The 21,700-nt window shown below is 70.0% G+C and carries 24 protein-coding genes; 8 read left to right on the forward strand and 16 right to left on the reverse strand.

Annotated elements, in window-relative coordinates; all coding sequences use genetic code 11:
* Positions 1 to 5: 5 nt before the first annotated feature.
* The 5 genes from LOS78_RS09165 to pip all read right to left on the reverse strand — a co-directional run bounded on the left by LOS78_RS09165 (position 6) and on the right by pip (position 4,541).
* The gene (locus LOS78_RS09165) at positions 6 to 626 is read right to left on the reverse strand and encodes an RNA-binding protein (RefSeq protein ID WP_230378020.1); all 621 of its coding nucleotides are present in this window, start codon (positions 624 to 626) and stop codon (positions 6 to 8) included.
* A 15-nt stretch (positions 627 to 641) separates the two neighbouring features.
* Positions 642 to 2,318: a transcription termination factor NusA gene (gene nusA / locus LOS78_RS09170; protein ID WP_028713947.1), complete on the reverse strand. Its 1,677-nt coding sequence runs from the start codon at positions 2,316 to 2,318 to the stop codon at positions 642 to 644.
* 3 nt (positions 2,319 to 2,321) lie between these two features.
* Positions 2,322 to 2,942 (reverse strand): ribosome maturation factor RimP, encoded by a 621-nt coding sequence (gene rimP, locus LOS78_RS09175; protein ID WP_230378021.1) that lies wholly within the window; start codon positions 2,940 to 2,942, stop codon positions 2,322 to 2,324.
* 138 nt (positions 2,943 to 3,080) lie between these two features.
* Positions 3,081 to 3,530 (reverse strand): TspO/MBR family protein, encoded by a 450-nt coding sequence (locus LOS78_RS09180; RefSeq protein WP_028713949.1) that lies wholly within the window; start codon positions 3,528 to 3,530, stop codon positions 3,081 to 3,083.
* Between the two features lie 30 nt (positions 3,531 to 3,560).
* On the reverse strand, positions 3,561 to 4,541 hold the full coding sequence (pip, locus tag LOS78_RS09185) for a prolyl aminopeptidase (protein WP_028713950.1): 981 nt from the start codon (positions 4,539 to 4,541) through the stop codon (positions 3,561 to 3,563).
* Between the two features lie 51 nt (positions 4,542 to 4,592).
* Here pip and ubiG point away from each other — a divergent pair, with 51 nt between their 5' ends.
* Complete coding sequence (ubiG, locus tag LOS78_RS09190) at positions 4,593 to 5,360, forward strand: bifunctional 2-polyprenyl-6-hydroxyphenol methylase/3-demethylubiquinol 3-O-methyltransferase UbiG (protein WP_230378022.1); 768 nt, start codon at positions 4,593 to 4,595, stop codon at positions 5,358 to 5,360.
* 97 nt (positions 5,361 to 5,457) lie between these two features.
* On the opposite strand, the gene LOS78_RS09195 is transcribed toward ubiG, so the two are convergent.
* From LOS78_RS09195 to LOS78_RS09210, 4 genes are read right to left on the reverse strand one after another with little or no spacing between them, the layout of a single operon-like run.
* The gene (locus LOS78_RS09195; protein WP_051416308.1) at positions 5,458 to 5,961 is read right to left on the reverse strand and encodes a MarR family winged helix-turn-helix transcriptional regulator; all 504 of its coding nucleotides are present in this window, start codon (positions 5,959 to 5,961) and stop codon (positions 5,458 to 5,460) included.
* Between the two features lie 13 nt (positions 5,962 to 5,974).
* On the reverse strand, positions 5,975 to 6,826 hold the full coding sequence (locus LOS78_RS09200; protein ID WP_230378023.1) for a carbon-nitrogen hydrolase family protein: 852 nt from the start codon (positions 6,824 to 6,826) through the stop codon (positions 5,975 to 5,977).
* Positions 6,823 to 7,086, reverse strand: coding sequence for a glutaredoxin 3 (gene grxC, locus LOS78_RS09205; protein WP_028713954.1), 264 nt, complete (start codon positions 7,084 to 7,086; stop codon positions 6,823 to 6,825). The genes LOS78_RS09200 and grxC overlap by 4 nt, the downstream gene beginning before the upstream one ends.
* Before the next feature lie 34 nt (positions 7,087 to 7,120).
* On the reverse strand, positions 7,121 to 7,858 hold the full coding sequence (locus LOS78_RS09210; protein WP_028713955.1) for a double zinc ribbon domain-containing protein: 738 nt from the start codon (positions 7,856 to 7,858) through the stop codon (positions 7,121 to 7,123).
* A gap of 31 nt (positions 7,859 to 7,889) precedes the next feature.
* Here LOS78_RS09210 and LOS78_RS09215 point away from each other — a divergent pair, with 31 nt between their 5' ends.
* The 3 genes from LOS78_RS09215 to LOS78_RS09225 all read left to right on the forward strand — a co-directional run bounded on the left by LOS78_RS09215 (position 7,890) and on the right by LOS78_RS09225 (position 10,272).
* A complete protein-coding gene (locus LOS78_RS09215; RefSeq protein WP_028713956.1) occupies positions 7,890 to 8,729 on the forward strand; it encodes a methyltransferase domain-containing protein in 840 nt (279 codons plus the stop codon).
* Positions 8,726 to 9,757 (forward strand): ferrochelatase, encoded by a 1,032-nt coding sequence (hemH, locus tag LOS78_RS09220; protein WP_230378024.1) that lies wholly within the window; start codon positions 8,726 to 8,728, stop codon positions 9,755 to 9,757. The genes LOS78_RS09215 and hemH overlap by 4 nt, the downstream gene beginning before the upstream one ends.
* Positions 9,758 to 10,008: 251 nt before the next feature.
* On the forward strand, positions 10,009 to 10,272 hold the full coding sequence (locus LOS78_RS09225; protein ID WP_230378025.1) for a YjhX family toxin: 264 nt from the start codon (positions 10,009 to 10,011) through the stop codon (positions 10,270 to 10,272).
* Between the two features lie 579 nt (positions 10,273 to 10,851).
* Here LOS78_RS09225 and LOS78_RS09230 read toward each other — a convergent pair.
* Positions 10,852 to 11,505: a L,D-transpeptidase gene (locus tag LOS78_RS09230; RefSeq protein WP_028713958.1), complete on the reverse strand. Its 654-nt coding sequence runs from the start codon at positions 11,503 to 11,505 to the stop codon at positions 10,852 to 10,854.
* 230 nt (positions 11,506 to 11,735) lie between these two features.
* On the opposite strand from LOS78_RS09230, the gene LOS78_RS09235 reads away from it, so the two are divergent.
* The gene (locus tag LOS78_RS09235) at positions 11,736 to 12,299 is read left to right on the forward strand and encodes a CAP domain-containing protein (RefSeq protein WP_028713959.1); all 564 of its coding nucleotides are present in this window, start codon (positions 11,736 to 11,738) and stop codon (positions 12,297 to 12,299) included.
* A 361-nt stretch (positions 12,300 to 12,660) separates the two neighbouring features.
* Here the strand turns inward: LOS78_RS09235 and LOS78_RS09240 are convergent, their stop codons facing one another.
* From LOS78_RS09240 to LOS78_RS09265, 6 genes are all read right to left on the reverse strand, one after another.
* Positions 12,661 to 13,176 (reverse strand): murein L,D-transpeptidase family protein, encoded by a 516-nt coding sequence (locus LOS78_RS09240; protein ID WP_028713960.1) that lies wholly within the window; start codon positions 13,174 to 13,176, stop codon positions 12,661 to 12,663.
* Positions 13,177 to 13,241: 65 nt separating this feature from the next.
* On the reverse strand, positions 13,242 to 14,459 hold the full coding sequence (locus tag LOS78_RS09245; RefSeq protein ID WP_230378026.1) for a class I SAM-dependent RNA methyltransferase: 1,218 nt from the start codon (positions 14,457 to 14,459) through the stop codon (positions 13,242 to 13,244).
* The gene (locus tag LOS78_RS09250) at positions 14,456 to 16,327 is read right to left on the reverse strand and encodes an ABC transporter ATP-binding protein (protein WP_230378027.1); all 1,872 of its coding nucleotides are present in this window, start codon (positions 16,325 to 16,327) and stop codon (positions 14,456 to 14,458) included. The genes LOS78_RS09245 and LOS78_RS09250 overlap by 4 nt, the downstream gene beginning before the upstream one ends.
* Positions 16,327 to 17,493: a CCA tRNA nucleotidyltransferase gene (locus LOS78_RS09255; protein WP_230378028.1), complete on the reverse strand. Its 1,167-nt coding sequence runs from the start codon at positions 17,491 to 17,493 to the stop codon at positions 16,327 to 16,329. The genes LOS78_RS09250 and LOS78_RS09255 overlap by 1 nt, the downstream gene beginning before the upstream one ends.
* Positions 17,490 to 18,089 carry a CoA pyrophosphatase gene (locus LOS78_RS09260; protein WP_230378029.1) on the reverse strand — a complete coding sequence of 200 codons (600 nt, stop codon included), beginning with the start codon at positions 18,087 to 18,089 and terminating at the stop codon, positions 17,490 to 17,492. The genes LOS78_RS09255 and LOS78_RS09260 overlap by 4 nt, the downstream gene beginning before the upstream one ends.
* Positions 18,089 to 19,114: an Hsp33 family molecular chaperone HslO gene (locus tag LOS78_RS09265; protein ID WP_028713965.1), complete on the reverse strand. Its 1,026-nt coding sequence runs from the start codon at positions 19,112 to 19,114 to the stop codon at positions 18,089 to 18,091. Before LOS78_RS09265 ends, LOS78_RS09260 begins: the two co-directional genes overlap by 1 nt.
* Before the next feature lie 218 nt (positions 19,115 to 19,332).
* On the opposite strand from LOS78_RS09265, the gene rpe reads away from it, so the two are divergent.
* The 3 genes from rpe to LOS78_RS09280 are packed head-to-tail and all read left to right on the forward strand — an operon-like array spanning position 19,333 to position 21,683.
* Positions 19,333 to 20,025, forward strand: a complete 693-nt coding sequence (rpe, locus tag LOS78_RS09270) for a ribulose-phosphate 3-epimerase (protein ID WP_230378030.1) — start codon at positions 19,333 to 19,335, stop codon at positions 20,023 to 20,025.
* A complete protein-coding gene (locus LOS78_RS09275; protein WP_230378031.1) occupies positions 20,022 to 21,212 on the forward strand; it encodes a 3-deoxy-D-manno-octulosonic acid transferase in 1,191 nt (396 codons plus the stop codon). The genes rpe and LOS78_RS09275 overlap by 4 nt, the downstream gene beginning before the upstream one ends.
* 51 nt (positions 21,213 to 21,263) lie before the next feature.
* Positions 21,264 to 21,683 (forward strand): DUF1178 family protein, encoded by a 420-nt coding sequence (locus LOS78_RS09280; RefSeq protein WP_028713968.1) that lies wholly within the window; start codon positions 21,264 to 21,266, stop codon positions 21,681 to 21,683.
* Positions 21,684 to 21,700: the final 17 nt, after the last annotated feature.

Consider the following 21,700-nt stretch of genomic DNA (forward strand, 5'->3'; position numbering starts at 1 on the left):
GATCTTCATTCCTTCCCGGCAGCCGCATTGCCGCCGTCATGCTCGCGCAGACCCGTCAGTCTGCTCGCGTCCCTGATCAATTTGTCGGTCAGGCCCCCCGGCGCAAGCGCGCTGTGTATGACATGATCGCGCCCAAAGGACAAACCCAATTCTGATGCGGTCATGCAGCCGAACCACCGGCCCCCGGGCGGGGTCCAGAGCTTGCCTTTGCCGCGTTCCGATCCGTCGCTGGCCTGCAGAAGCACCTTGGCCTTGCCGGCGGCCAGCCAGTCCTTGACCTTTTCGAAGCCGGCGACCGCCAGCCCGGCCTTGCGCGCCAGCGACAGCGTGTCCGTCACCCGCCGCGCCAGCCCGGATTCGATCATCGCCAGCAGCTCGGGCGGGGCGGTCACCCGCGCCCTGGCGCCTCGCGAAAACAAGCCCTTGGCGGCCGCCTTGTCCAGCGCCTGCCGGTCGGCCACCACCCAGAAGCCGCGTCCGGGCAGCTTCTCGGCCAGATCCGGCACCACCTCGCCATCGGGGGCCGCGACAAAGCGGATCAGCCCAGCCTTCGGCTGGACCTCGCCCGTGACGATGCAGCGCCGTTCGGGCGTCTCGCGGTCCTTGATACGGCCCCCGCGTGTCATCCGGCTCCCGGGGCGTTACACCCCGGCCTCCTGTTCGTCGCCGGCCTCGGCCTCGCCGGCCGATTCGAGCTCGGTCGGGTCGACCCAGCCCAGCATGACCCGGGCGGTCATCACCAGATTCTGCGCCTCTTCCAGCGAGACGTCGAAGGGTTCCAGGATGCCGTCATCCTTGACGCGCTGGCCGTTCTGCGTGGTCCAGCCGCCGGCCAGTTCCCAGTCGGCACAGGTGGCGAAATCCTCCAGCGTCTTGACGCCGTCCTTGGCCAGCGCCTCGACCATCTGCGGGGTCAGGCCCTCGAACTCGATCAGGCTGTCCTCGACGCCAAGGGCGCGGGCATTCTCCAGCGCGGCCTTGTTCGCGGCCTCCAGATGCTCGCGGGCGCGGGTCTGCAACTCCTCGGCGGTGCCTTCGTCCACGCCCTCGATGGACAGAAGCTCGTCCAGATCGACATAGGCCACTTCTTCCAGGTTGGTGAAGCCCTCGGCGACCAGAAGCTGGGCGAAGAACTCGTCCAGATCCAGCGTGTCCATGAACAGCTTGGTGCGGGCGTTGAACTCGGCCTGGCGGCGCTTCGACTCTTCCTCTTCGGTGAGGATGTCGATGTCGAGGCCCGTCAGCTGGCTTGCCAGCCGCACGTTCTGGCCGCGCCGGCCGATGGCCAGCGACAGCTGCTCGTCCGGCACCACCACCTCGATGCGGGTGGCGTCCTCGTCGAAGACGACCTTCGCCACCTCGGCCGGCTGCAGCGCGTTCACCAGGAAGGTCGCCTGATCCTCGGACCACGGGATGATGTCGATCTTTTCGCCCTGCAGCTCGCCCACCACGGCCTGCACGCGGCTGCCGCGCATGCCGACGCAGGCGCCGACCGGGTCGATCGAGTTGTCGTAGCTGATCACGGCGATCTTGGCGCGCGAGCCCGGGTCGCGGGCTACGGCCTTGATCTCGATGACGCCGTCATAGATTTCCGGCACTTCCATCTTGAACAGCTCGGCCATGAACTGCGGATCGGTGCGCGACAGGAAGATCTGCGGGCCGCGGGCCTCGCGGCGCACGTCCTTGACATAGGCGCGGATGCGGTCGTTCGGGCGATAGCTTTCGCGGCCGATCTTCTCGTTGCGGCGCAGGATGGCCTCGCCCCGGCCCACGTCCACGATGATGTTGCCGTATTCTTCGCGCTTGACGACACCGTTGATGATGGTGCCGGCGCGGTCCTTGAATTCTTCGTATTGGCGGTCGCGCTCGGCCTCGCGGACGCGCTGCAGGATCACCTGCTTGGCCGATTGCGCGGCGATACGGCCCAGGTCGACCGGCGGCACCTGCTCCTGGAACACGTCGCCCGGCTGCGGCTTGCCCGAGAAATCGGTCAGCAGCTGGCCGTCGCGCAGCCAATGGGCGCGGCCGTCCTTCGAGGGCTCGAAATAGGCGCGCGCCTGGTCGGCGGTGAATTGCGCCTGGTAGTTCTCGACCGCGTCATCCTCGACCACGGTGCGGGCGCGGGTGAAGGTGGCGTTGCCGGTCTTGCGGTCGATATGGACGCGGATGTCCATTTCCGAGCCGTAGCGCGACTTCGCGGCGCGGGCCAGGCTGTCCTCCATCGCCTCGATCACCAGATCGGGGTCGATCATCTTTTCCCGTGCAACGGCCTCGGCGGTTTGCAGCAGTTCAAGCTGGTTGGCAGAGGTGATGGCCATTCCTCACTCCTTCGCGGCGGCGTTGTCTTCGCCGGCTTCCGTTTCGATCTCGTCAAAGGCGGTCTCGTCCAGATTGTCGATCTGCACGCCCGCGTCCTTTTTCTGTCGCAGCATCTCGGCGATCAGCTCGTCGGTCAGGACCAGCTTCGCATCGGAAAGCCAGTCGAAGTTCAGCCCGATGGTCTGGACCTCGCCGCCTTCCTCGATGTTCAGCAGCACCTCGTCGCCGCCCTCGCCCTTCTCGACGCCCGCCAGCACGCCCTTGAACCGCTTGCGGCCGTCGATGGGCTGGTTGGTCTCCAGCCGCGCCTCATAGCCCTCGAAGGTCTCGAAATCCTTCAGCCGGGTCAGCGGCCGGTCGATGCCGGGGCTGGAGACCTCCAGATGATAGGCGTCCTCCAGCGGGTCCTCGACATCGAGGATCGCGCTGACGGCGGTCGAGATATCGGCGCAGTCGTCGACATTGATGCCGCCTTCCGGCCGGTCGGCCATGATCTGCAGCGTGGCGGTCTTGCCGCCCTGCAGGCGGATGCGCACCAGCTCGAAACCCAGATCCTCGATGACCGGGGCGATGATCTCGGCCAGGCGCCGGTCGATGGCGGTCTTGGCGATGAGGTCGGTCATTCGTGATACCCCAAATACAAAAAACGGGCCGAGGCGGCCCGTGCGTCTTCCCGGTGGGCAGGGTGTGGACGCCTGCGCCGCTGTTGAGCCGCATATAGGGCGCGGCGCGCGGGATTGCAAGGAAAACCGGCGGGGCCCTCATCGCGGCGCCGGATTGTCCCGCCAGATGCGGAAATTCAGCGCCCCGGCCAGGGTCAGCCAGGCCAGATAGGGCAGCAGAAGCACGCCGGCCAGCAGGTCCAGCCGGAAGGCCGCGACCAGCAGCGCCGCGACCACCAGCCACAGGATCGCCAGCACCGCCATGGCCGCGCCCGGCCGGCGCGCGCCGAAGAACACCGGCGTCCACAGGGTATTCAGCGCGATCTGTGCCGCCCACAGCGCCAGAGCGGGCCCGGCGCCGGGCAGGCCGGCCAGTCGCGCGCCCACCCAGGCCAGCAGCAGGTAAAGCGTGGTCCAGGCCACCGGAAACGCCCAGCGGGGCGGAGTGAAATCCGGCTTGCGCAGCCCGTCATACCAGCCGCCGGGCGGGAAGATCAGGCCGGTCGCGGCCGCCGCGCCGCAAGCGATCAGGAAGAACAGGAACGTCACGCCGCACCCCGCCCAAACAGGCGGCGCGCCCTATCGCGCCGCATCCCGGAAACAATCCATCACCCGCACCAGTTCCGCAGCGATTCGCGGTTCGCTCAGCGCATGGCCCGAGGCGGGGACCAGCCGCAGGTCGGCCTTGGCCCAGCCCTCGGCCAGCTCCCAGGCGGTGCGGGGCGGGCAGACCATGTCGTAGCGGCCCTGCACGATCACGGCCGGGATGTGCTCGATGCGGTGGCGGTCGCGCAGAAGCTGGCCCTCGGCCAGGAAGCAGTCATGGGCGAAATAGTGATTCTCCAGACGGGCGAAGGTGCGGGCATAGTCGGGCGGCGCATGGCCCGGCCCGTTGATCTCCAGCCCCGCCAGGGCGTTTTCCCAGACCAGCCAGGGCAGGGCATAGCGGATCTCCCGTCCGCGGTCGCCGCTGAACAGCCGCCGGTGATAGGCGGCGATCATGTCGTCGCGTTCGGCCTCGGGGATCGGCGCCTGGAATTCGGCCCAGCGGTCGGGAAAGAAGCGCGCGACGCCGCCGCCATAGAACCAGTCCAGCTCGGCCCGCCGGCCCAGGAACACCCCGCGCAGCACCAGCGCCACCACCGGGTCGGGATGCGCCTGGGCATAGGCCAGCGCCAGGGTGGCGCCCCAGCTGCCGCCGAACAGGATGGCGCGCTCGATCCCCAGCTCGCGGCGGATCACCTCGATATCGGCGATCAGGTGCTGGGTGGTGTTCGCCGCCACCGCGGCATGCGGCAGCGAGCGGCCGCAGCCGCGCTGGTCGAACAGCACCGCGCGGTAATGCGCCGGGTCGAAGAAGCGCCGCATGAAGGGGCTGCACCCCCCTCCGGGTCCGCCATGCAGGACGATCACCGGCACGCCGTCGGGATTGCCGCTCTGCTCGACATGCAGCATGTGGCCGTCGCCGACCACGATCATCCGGCGGTCGAAGGGCTCGACCATCGGATGCAGCCTGCCATGCGACGGCGTGCCGCCGATTTGCCCTGCCAATCTGTCCATGGCACCACTATATAGCGCCTCGCGCGCGCCCGCCACATGAAGGACGGCCAGATGACCGAAAGACCAGCCCCCGCCAGCCCGGCCCCCAGCAGCATCGACCCGGCCGAGGTCGCCAAGTTCCAGGCCATGGCGCGGGAATGGTGGGACCCGAACGGCAAGTTCAAGCCGCTGCACATGCTGAACCCGACGCGGCTGGACTATGTCACCGCCCAGGTCGCGGCGCAGTTCGGCCGCGACCTGGCCGCCCCCCGGCCCTTCGAGGGGCTGACGCTGCTCGACATCGGCTGCGGCGGCGGGCTGATGGCCGAGCCGATGGCCCGGCTGGGTGCCACCGTGACCGGCGCCGACGCGGCCGAGGGCAACATCGCCATCGCCGGCCTGCATGCCGCGGAACAGGGCCTTTCCATCGACTACCGCGCCACCACGGCCGAGGCGCTGGCGGCCGAGGGGCGCCGCTTCGACGTGGTCATGGCGCTGGAGATCGTCGAGCACGTCGCCGACCCGGCGCAGTTCATCGCCACCTGCCGCGACCTGGTGGCGCCGGGCGGCATGCTGATCGCCTCGACGCTGAACCGCACGGCGCGCAGCTTCGCCGCCGCCATCGTCGGGGCGGAATGGGTCATGCGCTGGCTGCCCAAGGGGACGCATGACTGGCGCCGCTTCATCACCCCCGACGAGCTGGCGCGGATGACCGAGGCGGCGGGGCTGCGCGTCGTCGACCGCTGCGGCATGGTCTTCAACCCGCTGGGCTGGAGCTGGTCGCTGTCGCATCGCGACCTGTCGGTCAATTACGCGATGACCGCCCTGCGCGACGCCTGAGCTTCTTCGTTCCGCAAATACCCGACCGACACAGAGCGGCGGGGCGGGCCACAGCCGGCTTTCACCGTTTCCCAAATACTCGGGCGACCGGCGCCCCTCAGCGCCCGCCGCGCGATTCGTGACGCAACGTCTCTTCCAGCTGCTTGCGCAGCATGCGCAGCACCGGCAGCGCCGCGCGCACCCGGTCGGCGCCGACATCGCGCACCACATCGGCGATTCGCGGCATGAAGGCCGCCAGCGCCGCGTCCCGCGCCGCCCGGCCCGCCGGGCTGATCGCCACGAACTTGCGCCGCGCGTCGTCCCAGTCCGGGCGGATGTGGATATGCCCGGCCCATTCCAGCCGCGACAGCGTGTTGGTCATCGCCCCGCGGGTGACATGGAAGGCCTCGGCCAGCTCGGCCGGCGTGCGCTCGACATTCAGATGCGCCAGCAGGTTCAGCACCGAGAAATGCGAGATCTGCATGCCCTTGGGCAGCGCCTTGCCGATCAGGTCGCGCGCCAGCTGGTCGGCGATGAACACCTCGGAAAACAGGCTGGCCGCAAGGGCATCGGCCGAGATGTCGGCATGCCCTGCCGGGTTGTCATGGGTCTTGTCGATCATGGGGTCTTGTCGGTCATGGGCCGGCGAAGTCTCGGTCATGCGTGAGCGATGGGATGCGGGACCGTGCCCCGAGAACGGCCTCGCGGTCAAGCGTGACGAAGGTGACGCCGGGCTCGCTGCCGCCGTCGGCCAGCACCTCGCCCCAGGGACCGACCGCAAGGGAATGGCCATGGCTGCGGCGGACCCGGCGCCCGGGGTCGAAATGCGTCGCATGGCTGCCGCATTGCGCCGGGGCCAGCACGATGCAGCCGGTCTCGATGGCGCGGGCGCGCAACAGCACCTCCCAATGCGCGGCGCCGGTCGTGTCGTTGAAGGCGGCGGGGACGGTCAGCACCTCGGCCCCGGCCTTGGCCAGCGCCCGGTAGAGCTGCGGAAAGCGCAGGTCGTAGCAGACCGTCATGCCGACCGGCAGCGGCCCTTCGGCCAGCACGGCCTGGCGGCCGGGGCGGAAGGCCGCGGATTCGCGATAGGATTCGCTGTCCGACACCGTCACGTCGAACATGTGCAGCTTGTCGTAGCGCGCGCGGATCGCGCCGTCCGGCGCGATCAGGAAGCTGCGATTGGCAAAGCGCGTCTCGGCCGGATCGCCGGTCTTCAGCGACAGCGAACCGATCAGCAGCCAGATCCCCAGGTCGCGCGCATCCTCGCGCAGGGCGGCCAGGGTCGGGTCCTCGGCCTCGACATGCAGGATGCGCTCCTGCAATTCGCGGCCGGCGCCCAGCAGGTTGGTGGCCTCGGGCGTCAGCACCCAGCCGGCGCCGCCCTGCGCCGCCTCGCGGACCAGCGCCCGCGTGACCGGCAGGTTGCGCGCCGGATCGTCCGAGACGCTGAGCTGCACCAGCGCCGCCCGCAGCGCCTCGCTCATGCCGTCAGGCCCAGCAGCCCGTCGAGCTTGCCCTGATAGTCCAGCGCATGCAGGTCGTCGCTGCCGCCGACATGGCGGCCGTCGATGAAGATCTGCGGCACGGTGCGCCGGCCGCCGGCGCGCTGGGTCATGGCGCCGCGCAGCTGCGGATCGCGGCTGACATCGGTTTCCTCATAGGCGACGCCCTTCTTGCGCAGCAGCGATTTGGCGGCAATGCAATAGGGGCAGGTGGGGGTGGTATAGATCTCGACCTTGGCCATAAGCGCGTCCCGGCAGTCATTGTTCGGCCCTTATCTATGCATCCTTGACCGCCCGCGCCAGAACCACCACCGAGATCGGCCCGGCGCCGGCGGTCCGCAGCGCCTCGGCCGCCGCCGCCATGGTCGCCCCCGAGGCCATCACGTCGTCGACCAGCAGCACCGCGCGGCCCTGCAGGCGCGAAGCCATGCGCGCCGGCACGGCGATGGCGCCCGCGACATTCGCGAACCGGTCGCCGACGCTGCCGTGGTCCTGCATCGGCGTGTGCCGCAGCCGCCGCAGGCCCCCGGGCAGATGCGCCAGCCCATGCGCCCGCGCCACGTGCCGGGCCAGCATCTCGGCCTGGTTGTATTTCCGCCGCAACAGCCGGCGCAGATGCACCGGCACCGGCACCACCACCATGCCCGGGCGCAGCAGCGGCTGAGCCGCCCGCGCCACCCAGTCCCCCAGCGCGGGCGCCAGGTCCAGCCGGTCGCCATGTTTCAGCATCAGCGCCAGCTGGCGTCCGGTGCCGCGATAGGCCAGCGCCGCGCGGCCGCGCAGCCAGGGCCGCTGGATGCGCAGGCAGTCGTCGCAGACCAGCAGCCCCGCCGCCTCATCGGCCGCATCCTCCAGCCCGTCGCCGGGCAGCGGCACCCCGCAGCGCCCGCAGCAGGTGCCCTGGATGAATTCCGCCTCGCGCCAGCAGGCGGGGCAAAGCCCGCCCTCCTCGGCCACCGGCGCGCCGCAACACAGGCATTGCGGCGGGTAGACCAACCGCAATGCGCCTTTCATCAGGCCGCGAAGCCCCCTATGTTCTGCCCCCATGATGCCCGACCGTTCCACCCCCGTTCCCAGCCTTACCGACCGCGGCGCGCTCGAGCGGAACCGCCGCCGCGCCCTGCGCCTTGGGCCGGTGGATTTCCTGCATCGAATCGTCGCCGACGAGATCCAGGATAGGCTGGCGGAGGTTAACAGAAGGTTTAGCGACGTCGCCGTGGTGACCGGCCTGCCGGAGTTCTGGCGCGAGGCCATGCCCGGCGCGAAGATCGTCGCCGACGCGCCCCAGCTGGACCTGCAACCCGGCGCGCATGACCTGGTGATCCACGCCATGGCGCTGCACTGGGCCGAGGACCCGGTCGGCCAGCTTGCGCAGGCCGCCCGCGCGCTGCGCCCCGACGGCCTGCTGATCGCCGCCTGTCCCGGCGGGCGCAGCCTCTCCGAGCTGCGCGAGGCGCTGACCCGCGCCGAGGCCGAGGTCGCCGGCGGCCTGTCGCCCCGCGTCCTGCCCATGGGCGAGATCCGCGACCTGGGCGGTCTGCTGCCGCGCGCCGGGCTGGCGCTGCCGGTCGCCGACCAGATCACCCAGTTCGCCAGCTATCGCAGCCTGTTCCATCTGGCCCGCGACCTGCGCGCCATGGGCGAGGGCAACGCGCTGGCCGGCCGGCTGCGCCGCCCGACGCGACGAGATGTCCTGTTGCGCGCCGCCGCGCTTTATGCCGAAACCCATCCCGACCCGCAGGACGGCACGCGCATCCGGGCGACCTTCGACCTGGTCTTCCTGACCGGATGGGCGCCCGATGCCAGCCAGCAGAAACCGCTTCGCCCGGGCTCGGCCAGGATGCCGCTTGCCGAAGCCCTGGCCCACACGAGAAAGCCCGAATGACCCTTGCCGAGCACGCCCCCGCCAGCCACCCTCCGATTCCCGCCCGCAAGATCGGCGTGCTGATCGCCAATCTGGGCACGCCCGACGCGACCGATTACTGGTCGATGCGGCGCTATCTGTCCGAGTTCCTGTCGGACAAGCGGGTGATCGACTACCCGGCCTGGAAATGGCAGCCGCTGCTGCAGACCGTCATCCTGACCAAGCGGCCCTTCACCTCGGGGGCGAACTACAAGACCATCTGGAACAACGAGGCGAATGAAAGCCCGCTGATGACCATCACCAAGGAACAGGCGGCGGCGCTGCGGGACCGGGCGGCGGCGCTGTGGGGCGACCGGGTGATGGTCGATTTCTGCATGCGCTACGGCAATCCCTCGACCCCCGACGTGGTCGAACGCATGGTCAAGGCGGGCTGCGACCGCATCCTGTTCTTCCCGCTTTATCCGCAATATGCGGGGGCGACGACGGCGACGGCGAACGACCAGTTCTTCCGGGCGCTGATGGCGCAGAAATGGCAGCCGGCCTCGCGCACCGTGCCGCCCTATTTCGACCGGCCGGACTATATCGCGGCGCTGGCCGGCTCGGTCGAGCGTGCCTTGGGCGGCCGCCAGCCCCGCAAGCTGGTCGCCAGCTATCACGGCATGCCGAAACGCTATCTGCTGGAGGGCGACCCCTATCATTGCCAGTGCCAGAAGACCTCGCGCCTGCTGCGCGAGCGGCTGGGCTGGGACGAGGGCGCGATCGACACCACCTTCCAGTCGGTCTTCGGCACCGAGGAATGGCTGCGCCCCTATACGGTCGAGCATGTGGCCGAGCTGGCGCGGCAGGGCATCACCGAGATCGCGGTGATCTCGCCGGCGTTTTCCGCCGATTGCATCGAGACGCTGGAAGAGATCCAGGGCGAGATCCGCGAGGCCTTCATCCATGCCGGCGGCAAGGAGTTCACCTATATCCCCTGCCTGAACGCCGAGCCCGCGCATATCGACGTGCTGACCGCGGTGATCGGCGAGAACCTGGCGGGGTGGGTCTGAAGGCCCGCGCAGCCGCTGACGCCGATTGCGGGGGCAGGCCGCCACGGTTCGTCTATGTTACGGGGTTGTTCCAAAGCCGCCCGTTTCCTGGATTGGGGGCGTGAGCAGCGACGATCCCCTGCTGCCTGTGGAGACCGGATGTCAGAGCTTGTGTGACAAGGCTCTCTGAATCTCGGAGAGCCGCGTGAATTCAAAGCCGCCGGGTGCATGTGCGCTCGGGGTGTCTTTCACGTCCGTCATGCGAGACTTCCATGAACATCTCACGAAATGAACAACGTGCGCTGCACGTCCTGGCCCTTGGCGGCCGTATCCTGCACGAGCGCGTCGACAGCGCCAAGATCACCTCCGTGACATGCGTCACGCGCGAGGGGATGATCCTTGCCGGCTTCGATTTGGCCGTCTTCACCCGATTGCGGCGGAAAGGGCTGATCGAATCCCGGTCAGGCAGCCCGTATCGGATCTCGAAACGCGGCCGCTCCTCTGTTCGCGCGCAGCTCGACAATCAGGGGGCCTGACATGCTGATGCGCAATGAAACCGCCGGTGGCATCCCGGCGATCAGCCGGCTTGTCGCCGAAGCCATGGATGCTTGCGCAATCCACTGGAACCGAGGCCGGCCTCGTCGCGGCGCTGCGGGCGGAGAGGCCGCTTTCCCTCTCGCTTGTGGCCGAGGACGAGGGTGAGGTGATCGGCTACCTGGGCGCTTCGGCGGCACGGATCGGCACGCAGGACGGCTGGGGCCTGATCGGCCCGCTTGCCGTTTTGCCGTCAATGGCACAGGCCCCTCCGCCGGTTGCGGGCCACCGGCCGCGGTGCGGCGCTGGTGGGCGAGCCCGCCTAGCATGGCCGGCCCGGTTTCCGGGCCTTCCCTGGCCTGGGCGCAGCTGGCTGCCCGGGGTGGTTCTGGCCCCGCCCTTCGACGGCACCGAGCCTTGCGGAAGCTGATCCATCATCCGGCATTCGGTCTGGGTCCGGAGGCGTGACCAAAGGTCGGGCCGCATCCTCCGGCGGTGCGGCCCGAGCCTTGGCTGATCCAAGCGGTCGAAACGAAAAAGGGGCCTTGCGGCCCCTTGCTGTCGTTCCTGTCCCGGCCGGGTCAGATCAGCAGCACCTGGGTGCCGATCTTGGTCAGGTCGTAGAGCTGCTTGATATGCTCGTTGTAAAGGCCGATGCAGCCGTTCGAGGACTTGCGGCCGATCTTGCGCGTGTCATGCGTGCCGTGGATGCGGTAATACTGCCAGCTCAGCCACAGCGCATGGGTGCCCAGCGGGTTGTCCGGCCCCGGCGGCACGAAATCCGGCCATTCGGGGTTGCGCTTCTTCATCTCGGGGGTGGGCGCCCAGCTCGGGCCCTCGACCTTCTTGATGATCTCGGTGCGGCCGGTGCGGGTCAGGTCGGGGCTGACCGGGACCGAGGTCGGGAACAGCTTGTAGACCGTCTGGTCCTCGGACCAGTAATGCAGCGCGCGCGAGGTCAGGTCCACGAGGATGGCGCCGTTGGTCAGGGTGCTGAAATAGGGCTGCCAGTCCTGCATGCGGAAGCTGGAGATGTTGCGGCGCGAATCCTGCCCGGCGTCGTATTGCACCATGCCCGCATCCGGGGTGGCGCCGCCCGCCGTGCCCTGCAGCGGCTGGCCGGTATAGGGGTCGAAGGACTGCGCGATGGCCGGCGCCGCCAGCCCTGCCGCGCCCATCGCCACCGAGGCGGTCAGAAATTTCCGGCGCGAGACCGGATTTTTCGGCGTGATCATGTGTCGCTCCTGATATGTGACGGACCGCTTGCGGCGGCCTTCTCTGCCCGAATTTGCGAAAGAGGTCTGCTGATGCGCGGATTTACGCCCGCGCCGGACACCTTGCAATTCAAACAAGCGTCATTGTCGCAACAGAGTCGCAGCCTGTGGCCCTCACGCAATCTTGGGTTTGAAGCGGGCCCCGGGCTTTTGTATGGCTGGCGCAAAATATCCTTTCGGGACAGGACATCATGCTGAAACTCTCCACCCTGGCGCTCGTGTCGGTTCTGGCCCTTGCGGCCTGCCAGCAGCCGCAGCAGCAACTCGGCCCCGATGGCCAGCCGCTGCCGGTCGCCTACAAGATCACGCCGCGCGAAGAGGCGCAGATCCCCGGCCGGATCGCCGGCCAGATCAATGCGTTGCGCGCCAATATCGCGGCGCCCGGCGTGGTGCAGAACCCGATGCTGGACGCGGCGGCCAAGGTGCATGCCCGCGACATGGCGGCGCAGAACCGCGCCTGGCATTTCGGCTCGGACGGCTCGTCGCCGCTGGATCGGGTGCGGCGCCAAGGCTACATGGGCCATCTGGTCGGCGAGAACATCTCGGAAACCTATGAGAACGAGATCACCACGCTGAATGCCTGGATGCAGAATCGCGACACGCGCGACGTGATCATGGATCCGCGCGCCGCGGAATTCGGCGTCGGCTGGTATCAGGAGCCGTCAGGCAAGATCTGGTGGGTGCTGATCACCGGCGGCGGGGCGGGTGCGCCGACGGCCATGGCGGGCGGCTTCGCGCCGGGCGCCGGCATCTGATCCGGCAGCGCGGCCCCGAGGCGGGCCGCGCCTTTCGCTTGCCGGCCCGCAAGGCGGGCAGGCGGTATCGGTCGGGTCCCGGAAGTCTGGGTGGCTGCGACCCGGATTGCGGCAGGCGGCAGGCGGCAATGCTCTGTCGCCCGGCGCGTCTGGATGGCAAGGCAGGCACCGCCGGACAGGACAGGCATCCCCATCCCGGGCTTTCCTGCTGCGGCGGCCGGCTGCCGCAAGGCCCTGCAAGGCTGCAGGGCGGAGAACAGGCCATCAATCAGCCGGCCTGCGAGCTTCCTGAAAGCCAAGGCCCCGCGACGATGCGCGGAGCCTTTGTCGTTCCAGGCACCAGCCTGAGCGCTAGCGGCGCCTAGGGGTAGATGAAGATCGGCACGCCCGGCCGCAGCATGGTGAAGATCTCCTCGATCTCCTCGTCGGTGACGGCGATGCAGCCGGCGGTCCAGTCCGGGCGGTTCAGCGCCTTGCCCTCGGGGCCCAGGCCATGGATGAAGATGTCGCCGCCCGGCCGCAGTCCCATGGCCGCCGCATTGGCCACGTCCTGCGCCGAGGGATAGGAGATCCCGACCGACAGGTGGTAGCGGCTGCGCGGATTGAAGCGGTCGACGAAATACAGGCCCTCGGGCGTGCGGCCGTCGCCTTCGAACCGCTTGGGTCCGACCGGCTGGTTGCCGAGATGGATCTTGTAGCTTTTGACGACTTCCTTGCCGCTGACCAGATACATCTTGCGATCGGCCTTCTTCACCACGATCTGCGTGATCGGCGGACCCTGATAGGTCTTGCTGGGTTGCAGGCTGTCGCCACCGCCGCAGCTTGCCACAACGGCAACCGCGACAACCGCGAAAAATGCGCGAATTGCCCGAATCATCACTGCCCTCTATGTGCGCTATGCGCTTCGTTTTGTTATGAAATACCACAGAGATTAAGATTTCGCTAGCGCCGGCGGAATTCCGCCGCGGTCTCGACATGCGGCGACCAGCGGAACTGATCGACCACGAAGAGCCGCGTCAGCGCCAGCCCGCCCTCGGCGAGAATCCGCGCATCGCGGGCGAAAGTGACGGGATCGCAGCTGACCCAGGCGAGCCTGCCCACCCCGGAACGGGCCAGCTCGCGCGCCTGCGCCTCGGCCCCGGCGCGCGGCGGGTCGATCACGATTGCGTCATAGGCCAGCTCGTCGGGCAGCAGCGGCCGGCGGGCAAGGTCGCGAATCTCGGTCGTGATTCGGCGCAGGCCGGGGCTGCGGCGGGCGGCGGCGTCCAGCGCCTGCAGCGGCGCGGCAAGGCCCTCGACGGCATGGACCTCGGCCGCCTCGGCCAGGGGCAGGGTGAAGGTGCCGCAGCCGGCGAACAGGTCCAGCACCCGGCCGGCGCCGCGCAGCATGTCGCGCAGGGCGGCCAGCAGCGCCGCCTCGCCCTCGGCGGTGGCCTGCAGGAAACCGCCCGGCGGCGGCACGACCTGCGCCCGCCCCATCGGCAGCGCCGGCGGGCGGCGGGTAATGCTTTGGCCGTCCCAACTGAGCCGCGCGAGGTCGCCCTCGTCGGCCAGCGCCGACAGGGTCTGGAACAGCCCCGGCTCCATCGGCTTGCCGCCGGCCACCGCCACGTCCAGCCCGGCCGGCGTGTCGGTCACGGTCAGCGACAGCTCGCCCGCGCGCGAGGCGCCGGCGGCGACCAGCCGCCGCAGCAGCGGCAGGGCCGACTGGATGGCGGGCCGCAGCACATGGCAATCGGCAATGTCCACGATCACCTCCGAGGCGCGGGCGTGAAAGCCCAGCAGCGCGCCCTTCTTCGTCCGCCGCCCCGACAGCACCGCCCGCCGGCGCGAGCGCGGCGGCGAGACATGCACCCCCGCGATCGGCGCGGAAAGCCCCTGCGCGCGCAGCGCCTGGGTCACCACGCCGACCTTCCAGGCCTTCACGAAAGCCTCGGAGCCGTGCATCAGCGCGCAGCCGCCGCAGGCGCGGTAATGCGGGCAGGGCGGCCGCACCCGTTCGGGCGCAGGCGTCACGATGCGCGGGCTGGCGATGCGGCCGTCCTCGGCCTCGCCCTCGATCACCTCGCCGGGCAGGGTCAGCGCCGCCAGCGCGCGGCCCCCGGTCCCGACCGCCACGCCATCACCCTTGCGGCCCAGCCGCTCGACGGTCCAGATCACTCGGCGGCCTCGGTGGTTTCCTCGTGCTCGTCGGTGCCCAGGAAGCCGCCGGACTGGCGGTTCCAGTAGCGGGCATAGGTGCCGTCCAGCGCCAGCAGTTCGGCATGGCTGCCCTGCTCGACGATGCGGCCGGATTCCAGCACGACGATGCGGTCCAGCTCGGCGATGGTCGAGAGCCGGTGCGCGATGGCCAGCACGGTCTTGCCCTGCATGGCGCGGTGCAGCGCCTCCTGCACCTGCGCCTCGACCTCGCTGTCCAGCGCCGAGGTCGCCTCGTCCAGGACCAGGATCGGCGCGTCCTTCAAGAGCGCGCGGGCCAGCGCGATGCGCTGGCGCTGCCCGCCGGACAGCTTGACGCCCCGTTCGCCCAGATGGGCGTCGTAGCCGGTGCGGCCCATGTGGTCCTGCAGCGTCAGGATGAAATCATGCGCCTCGGCCGCCCGGGCCGCCGCCACGATCTCCTCCTCGGTCGCGTCGGGGCGGCCGTAAAGGATGTTCTCGCGCGCCGAGCGGTTGAACATCGCGGTTTCCTGCGTGACCATGGCGATGTTGCGGCGCAGGCTTTCCTGCGTCACCGCGCGCACGTCATGGCCGTCCACCCGCACCGCGCCGCGTTCCACGTCGTAAAGCCGCAGCAGCAGCGAGACCATGGTGGACTTGCCCGCGCCCGAGGCGCCGACCACGCCCAGCTTCTCGCCCGGGGCGATATGCAGGTCGAGGTCGCGGATGCCGCCGCCGCCTTCCCGCGTCGTGTCGCGGCCATAGGCGAAATCGACATGGTCGAAGTCGATGCGCCCTGCCACGCGGTCAAGCGCGACCGCATCGGGGGCGTCGGTCAGGGCATGGGGCGGCGACAGGGTCTTCATGCCGTCCTCGACCTCGCCGATGCTGCCCCAGACGCCCATCAGCGCCATGCTGACCCAGCCGGTCATCTGCGCCAGCCGCATCGAGATCGCGCCGGCGGCGGCGATGTCGCCGGCCGTCGCCAGCCCCTCGCTCCACAGCATCAGCGTGCCGCCGATCAGTACCACCGGCAGGGCGCCGGCGACGAACATCAGCGAAAAGCGGAACCAGGTGCTGACGCGGCCGAAATCCAGCGCCCGTTCGCGGAATCCGGCCATGGCGCCAAGCGCGGCGCGGTCCTCGTGCTCGGCATGGGCGAAAAGCTTCACGGTCTTGATGTTGGTGATCGTGTCCACCACCTGCCCCGTCACCATGGCCCGCGCCGAGGCCCGGCTGGCCGAGCGGGTGCGGATGCGCGGCAGGAAGAAGCGGATCAGCAGGACATAAGCCATCAGCCAGGCCAGCATCGCCACCGCGCCCCAGCCGTCCACCGAGACCAGGAAGGCGGCCGAGCCGATGATCGAGGCCAGCGCGAAGGCCACCACGTTGACGAATTCCGTCGCCACATCGGTCACCGCCCGGGCGGTCTGGGTCTGCTTCTGGGCGATGCGGCCGGCAAAGTCGTTGTCGAAGAAGGTCACCGCGTGGCCCATGGTCCAGCGGTGCAGCCGCGACAGCACCAGCGGGAACAGGTTCGGCCCGATGATGACGCTGGAAGAGGCGGTGGAGAGGCCGAAGATCGCCGGGCGCACCACCAGGAAGAACAGCACGAAGCCGGCGATCAGCCCGCCCTTTTCGCCCAGGATCGTGCCGGGCGTGGTGGTGACGACGGCATCGACCACCCAGCCCAGCAGCACCGCCGAGACGATATCCGCGATGCCGCTGAGCGCCGAGGCCACGGCGGCGATGGTCAGGCCCGGCCAGGCCCCGGACAGGCACCAGCGGAAGAAGGCCAGCAGGCTGCGCGGCGGCGGGCCCTCGGCCGGGCGGAAGGCGTCGATCATGCGGGCGAAGAAATCATGCATCAGGCCCGGGCCTCCTGTTGCAGCGCGATCCGCAGCAGGGCCTCGCGCGGCAGGGTGAAATCGCTTGCGACAAAGGCGTCCTCGGCCCGGCGCAGCGCCTCGCCCAGGGCGGGGCCGGAAAGTTCGGGCATCAGGTCGCGGGCGGTCAGCGGGAATTTCGCCTCGGCCCCGCGCGCCAGCTCGTGGCACCAGCCAAAGGCGGGCCTGTCGCCGCGGGCGGCGCGGATCAGCACCGATTGCGCCGCGGCGGCGCGGCCCAAGCGATAGGCCGCGGCCGGCGCGGGCAAGGCCAGCGCGGCGGCGATGTGGTCCTGCACGCGGGCTTCCTCCCGCGACAGCCGCAGGGCGCCCGCGGCATCCCGCGGCGCCAGCAGGGCCAGACGGCGCGGCCAGCGGGGCAGGGCGCCGGTGCCGAATTCCTGCTCGATCTCGACCAGTTCCGGCAGGTCGCCGGCATCGGCGCCGGGCAGGACCAGAGGCAGCACCCCGGCCTCGGCCATCAGCGCCACGGCGCGGGACGGGTCGGGGGCGTCCAGCAGCTTGCGGATCTCGTGCCCGATGCGTTCCCTGGAGATGCCGGTCAGCCCTTCGCGCAGCTCGCGGCAGGCGGCGAGCGCATGCAGCTCGGCCTCGCGCCCATACCAGGCCAGCAGGCGGAAGAAGCGCAGGATGCGCAGATAGTCCTCGGCGATGCGGGCGCGCGGGTCGCCGACGAAGCGCAGCCGGCGCGCGGCCAGGTCGGGCAGGCCGCCCACCGGGTCCAGCACCTCGCCCGAGCCGGTGGCGTAAAGCGCGTTCATGGTGAAGTCGCGGCGATGGGCGTCGTCCTCGATCCGGTTGGAATAGGCGACGACGGCGCGGCGGCCGAAGGTCTCGACATCGCGGCGAAAACTGGTGACCTCGAAGCCGCGGCCATCGGCGATGACGGTGACCGTGCCGTGTTCGATGCCGGTGGGCACGGTGCGCAGCCCGGCGGCCTCGGCCAGGCGGATCGCCTCTGCGGGCGGGGCCGAGGTCGAGATGTCCACATCCGCCACCGGCTCGCCCAGAAGCGCGTTTCGGACCGCGCCGCCGACGATCAGCGCCTGCGCGCCTTCGGCGGAAAGCGCGGCCAGCACCTGCTTCAGGGCCGGATCGTCGAGGAAAGGGGCGGTCAGGCGGGTCATGCGGAAAGCCTGGTTGAAATCCGGGTGGCGAGCGAATGCAGCACGCGGGCGGTGGCGCCCCAGATATAATAGGGCCCCCAGGGGGCGACATAATAGTCCCGCCGCGCGCCGCGCCAGATCCGGCCCTCGATGTGGTAACTGGCCGGATCGGCGACATGGGCGAAGGGGACGGTGAACACTTCCTCGACCTCTCCGGCCTCGGGGATCGGGATGAAGGGGCCGTGGATCAGCGCCAGCACAGGGGTCATGGCGAAACCGGTGATGGTGCGATGCGGCGGCATGGTGCCCAGCACCTCGACCCGGGCGGGATCGAGGCCCACCTCCTCATGCGCCTCGCGCAGGGCGGCGGCGACCTCGTCGGCATCGCCGGGATCGACCTTGCCGCCGGGCAGGGCGATCTGGCCGGGATGGTGGCGCAGGCTCGAGGCGCGCTTGGTCAGGACCAGCCGCCCGTCCGCGGCGTCGAAGGCGGCGAGCACCCCGGCGGGGCGCAGCGCGACCTCGGCCGGCGCGGGGGCGCCGCCGAAGTCGAAATCGGACGAGGGCCCCGTCGTTCCCGACAGGGCCCGCATCAATGTCTCGCGGATCGCCGTCATCAAAGCGCGGCCCGGTTTTCCCCGGCCCCGGCTTGCGGCAGGGGATTGCCCTCGGCATCCACGGTCGCCTCGAAGCCGAGGCTTTGCGGGTCGAATTCGTAATGCGCGCCGCAGAACTGGCAATCGGCGGTGACGATGCCGTCCTCGTTGGTCATGTGGGCGATGTCCTTGGCGGAATAGATCGACAGCGTGCCGCGCACCCGGTCGGCATTGCAGGAACAGCCGAAGACCAGGTCCTGAACCTCGAAGGCGGTCGGTTCCTCCTCGTGGAACAGGCGGAAGACCAGATTCGGCAGGGGCAGGGCGGGATCGACCAGCTCCATCGCCTCGACCGTGGCCATCAGCATGCTGCTGCGGTTCCAGTCCTCGGATTGCGCGCCCTGCAGGATGTCGGCGGATTGCAGCGTGCCGCCCTCGGGCGCGGCATGGCTGGCGGCGGGCAGGGTCTGCAGCATGATGCCGCCGGCGCGCCAGTGCTCCTCGGCCTGGCCCGGCATGCGCGCGCGGCCCACCGTCAGCTCGAAGCGGGTCGGCAGCTGCTCGGACTGTTCGAAATAGGTCTGCGCGCAGGTGGCAAGCGAGCCGCCGGCCAGGGGCGTCAGGCCCTGGTAGGGGGTCGTGCCCTCGCCCTGGTCGATCAGCACCGCGAAATAGCCCTGGCCGAGCTGGTCGAAGCCGGGCAGGCCCTCGTGCAGCCGGTCCGCGTCGAAGCTGGCCCAGGCGCGCATGCGGGCCGGACCGCCCTCGGTCTCGGGGGCGTAATAGTCGGTGGCGATGGTGCGGATGGCCCCGTTGCCGCGCACCTGCAGCGACAGTTTCCAGCGCAGCTTGATGGTCTGGCCGATCAGCGCGGTCAGGGCGGTCAGCTCCGCCACCATGGCGCTGACCGCGACCGGATAGTCGTGGCGCGACAGGATATGTTCGAGCACCGGCCCGAGACGCGCGGCGCGGCCGCGCATGCCCGAGCGCTCCAGCTGGAAGGGCAGCACGCTGTCGTCCCAGGAAAGATCCTTCGTTTCGGTCATTACAAGTCCTTCGGAATGCGGATGCGCGGGGCCGGCGGCGGCCTGGCGCCTTGGTCCCAATATAGGCCCTGCGGCGGAAAGCCCAAGAGGGAAGCCGGGGGCTTCGCGCCCCCGGACCCCGCGGAGTATTTGGAAAACGGAGAAATGCGACTTTCATGCCGGTTGACGGCCGGCGGGCCGGGACGGTAACCCGAGCGGGTATGTGCAGGGAGCCAGCCATGACGTTCGACCGCCGCATCAAGATCGCGCCTTCGATCCTTTCCGCGGATTTCGCCAATTTCGGCCAGGAATGCCGGGCGGTCGAGGATCAGGGCGCCGACTGGGTCCATGTCGACGTGATGGACGGGCATTTCGTGCCCAACCTGACCTTCGGTCCCGCCATGTGCAAGGCGATCCGGCCGCATATCCGCGGCGTGATGGACGTGCATCTGATGATCGCGCCCGTCGATCCCTATATCGAGGCCTTCGCCGAGGCGGGCAGCGACATCATCACCGTCCATGTCGAGGCCGGGCCGCATGTCCACCGCACGCTTCAGGCCATTCGCGGCGCCGGCGCCAGGGCCGGGCTGGCGCTGAACCCGGGCACGCCCGCCGAGGCGGCGCGGCCGCTGCTGGACGATATCGACCTGATCTGCGTGATGACGGTGAACCCCGGTTTCGGCGGGCAGAAGTTCATCCACAGCCAGATCGAGAAGGTGCGTGACCTGCGTGCCATGATCGGCGACCGGCCGGTGCATATCGAGATCGACGGCGGGGTCGATCCCACCACCGCGCCGCTGGTCGCGGCGGCGGGGGCGGATGTGCTGGTCGCCGGCTCGGCGGTGTTCCGGGGCGGTTCGGTGTCGAACAGCGCACCCTATGGCGAGAACATCCGCGCCATCCGCGAGGCCGCCGAGGCCGCCCTGCGTTGATCTGGCGCGGCGCCACGGCGCTGGCCGGCGGGGCGCTGGATCTGGCCGCGCCGCTGGCCGGGGCGGATTGGCGCGAGCGGCTGGCGCTTTCGGGTCCCGAAGCCGCGCCGGGCGGGATCTGGCTGCATGCGGCGAGCCTGGGCGAGCTCAACTCGGTTCAGGTGCTGGCCGAGGAACTGGCGCGGGATTTTCCCCTGGTGGTGACGACGAACAGCCTGACCGGGCGCGATCTGGCCCGGCGGCTGGGCCATGCCTGCGCGCTGGCGCCGCTGGACGTGCCGCAGGCGGTGGGGCGGTTTCTGGACCGGGTGCGGCCCGCCGTGATGGTCACGGTCGAGAACGAGCTTTGGCCCAACCGCTCGGCCATGGCGGCGGCGCGGGGCGTGGCGCAGGTGGTGGTCGGCGCGCGCATCTCGGCGCGCTCGGCGGCGCGCTGGGGCCGGCTGCCGGGGCTGATCGGGCCGATGCTGGCCCGCATCGACGCGCTTTCGGCGCAGGATGCGGACAGCGAGGCGCGGCTTCTGGCGCTGGGGCTGCGGGCTGATGCGCTGACGCCGCGGCTGAACCTGAAGCTGCTGGGCCCGGCCCGTGTCGATCCGGGCGAGGATGCGCCGGAGCGTTGCCGCACCGTGCTGGCGGCCTCGACCCATGAGGGCGAGGATGCGCTGATGCTGGATGCCTGGACCGCCGCGCGCGCGGCGGTGCCGGAGCTGCGGCTGATCCTGGCGCCGCGCCATCCCCAGCGCGGCGACGCCGTGGCGGCGCTGATCGCGGCGCGCGGGCTGGATTTCGCCCGCCGCAGCCGGGGCGGCGGGCCCGGCGCTCCGGTGCTGCTGGCCGATACGCTGGGCGAGATGGCGCTGTGGTATCGCGCCGCCGGCATCTGCATCACCGGCGGTTCCTTCGCCGATCACGGCGGCCATACGCCATGGGAGCCGGCCGCCTGGCGCTGTGCCATCCTGAACGGGCCGCATGTCGCCAACCATGCCTGCGACTATGCCGATCTGGCGGCGGCGGGCGGGGCGCGGCCCTGCGAGGCCGCGGCGCTGCCGCAGGCGTTGGCCGCGCTGGTGCAGGACGCCGCGGGCCAGCGCCGCATGGGTGCGGCGGCCCGGGCGCTGCTGCTGGCGCGGGCTGGCAATCCCGCAACGCTGATCGCGCGGATTCGGCGTCTGGCGCGGCCCTGACCTTGTATAAGCCCTTGCGCGGCCCGATATTTGACAGGGAAAGGAGTCGAGATGATCCGCTATGCCCTGCGTTGCGACAAAGGCCATGATTTCGATGGTTGGTTCCGGTCCTCGGACGGGTTCGAAAGCCTGCGCGCCGCGGGCCAGGTCACCTGCACGCATTGCGGCTCGGCCGAGGTGGAAAAGGCGCTGATGGCGCCGCGCGTCGCCCAGCCCCGCGACGAGGCCGCCGACCTGCACAGTCCCCGCAACGACCACGAGGCCGCGCTTGAGAAGCTGCGCCGCCATGTCGAGGAACATTCGGATTACGTCGGCATGTCCTTCGCCGCCGAGGCCCGCGCCATGCATGAGGGCCTGGCGCCCGCCCGCGCCATCCATGGCGAGGCCAGGCTGGAGGATGCCAGGAAGCTGCTCGAGGATGGCATCCCGGTCGCGCCCTTGCCCTTCCGGTCGCGGCAGCGGGCGCATTGAGCGGCCGCCGGGCCTGA

The organism is Paracoccus sp. MA (genome assembly GCF_020990385.1).
In the GTDB taxonomy this organism is placed as follows: domain Bacteria; phylum Pseudomonadota; class Alphaproteobacteria; order Rhodobacterales; family Rhodobacteraceae; genus Paracoccus.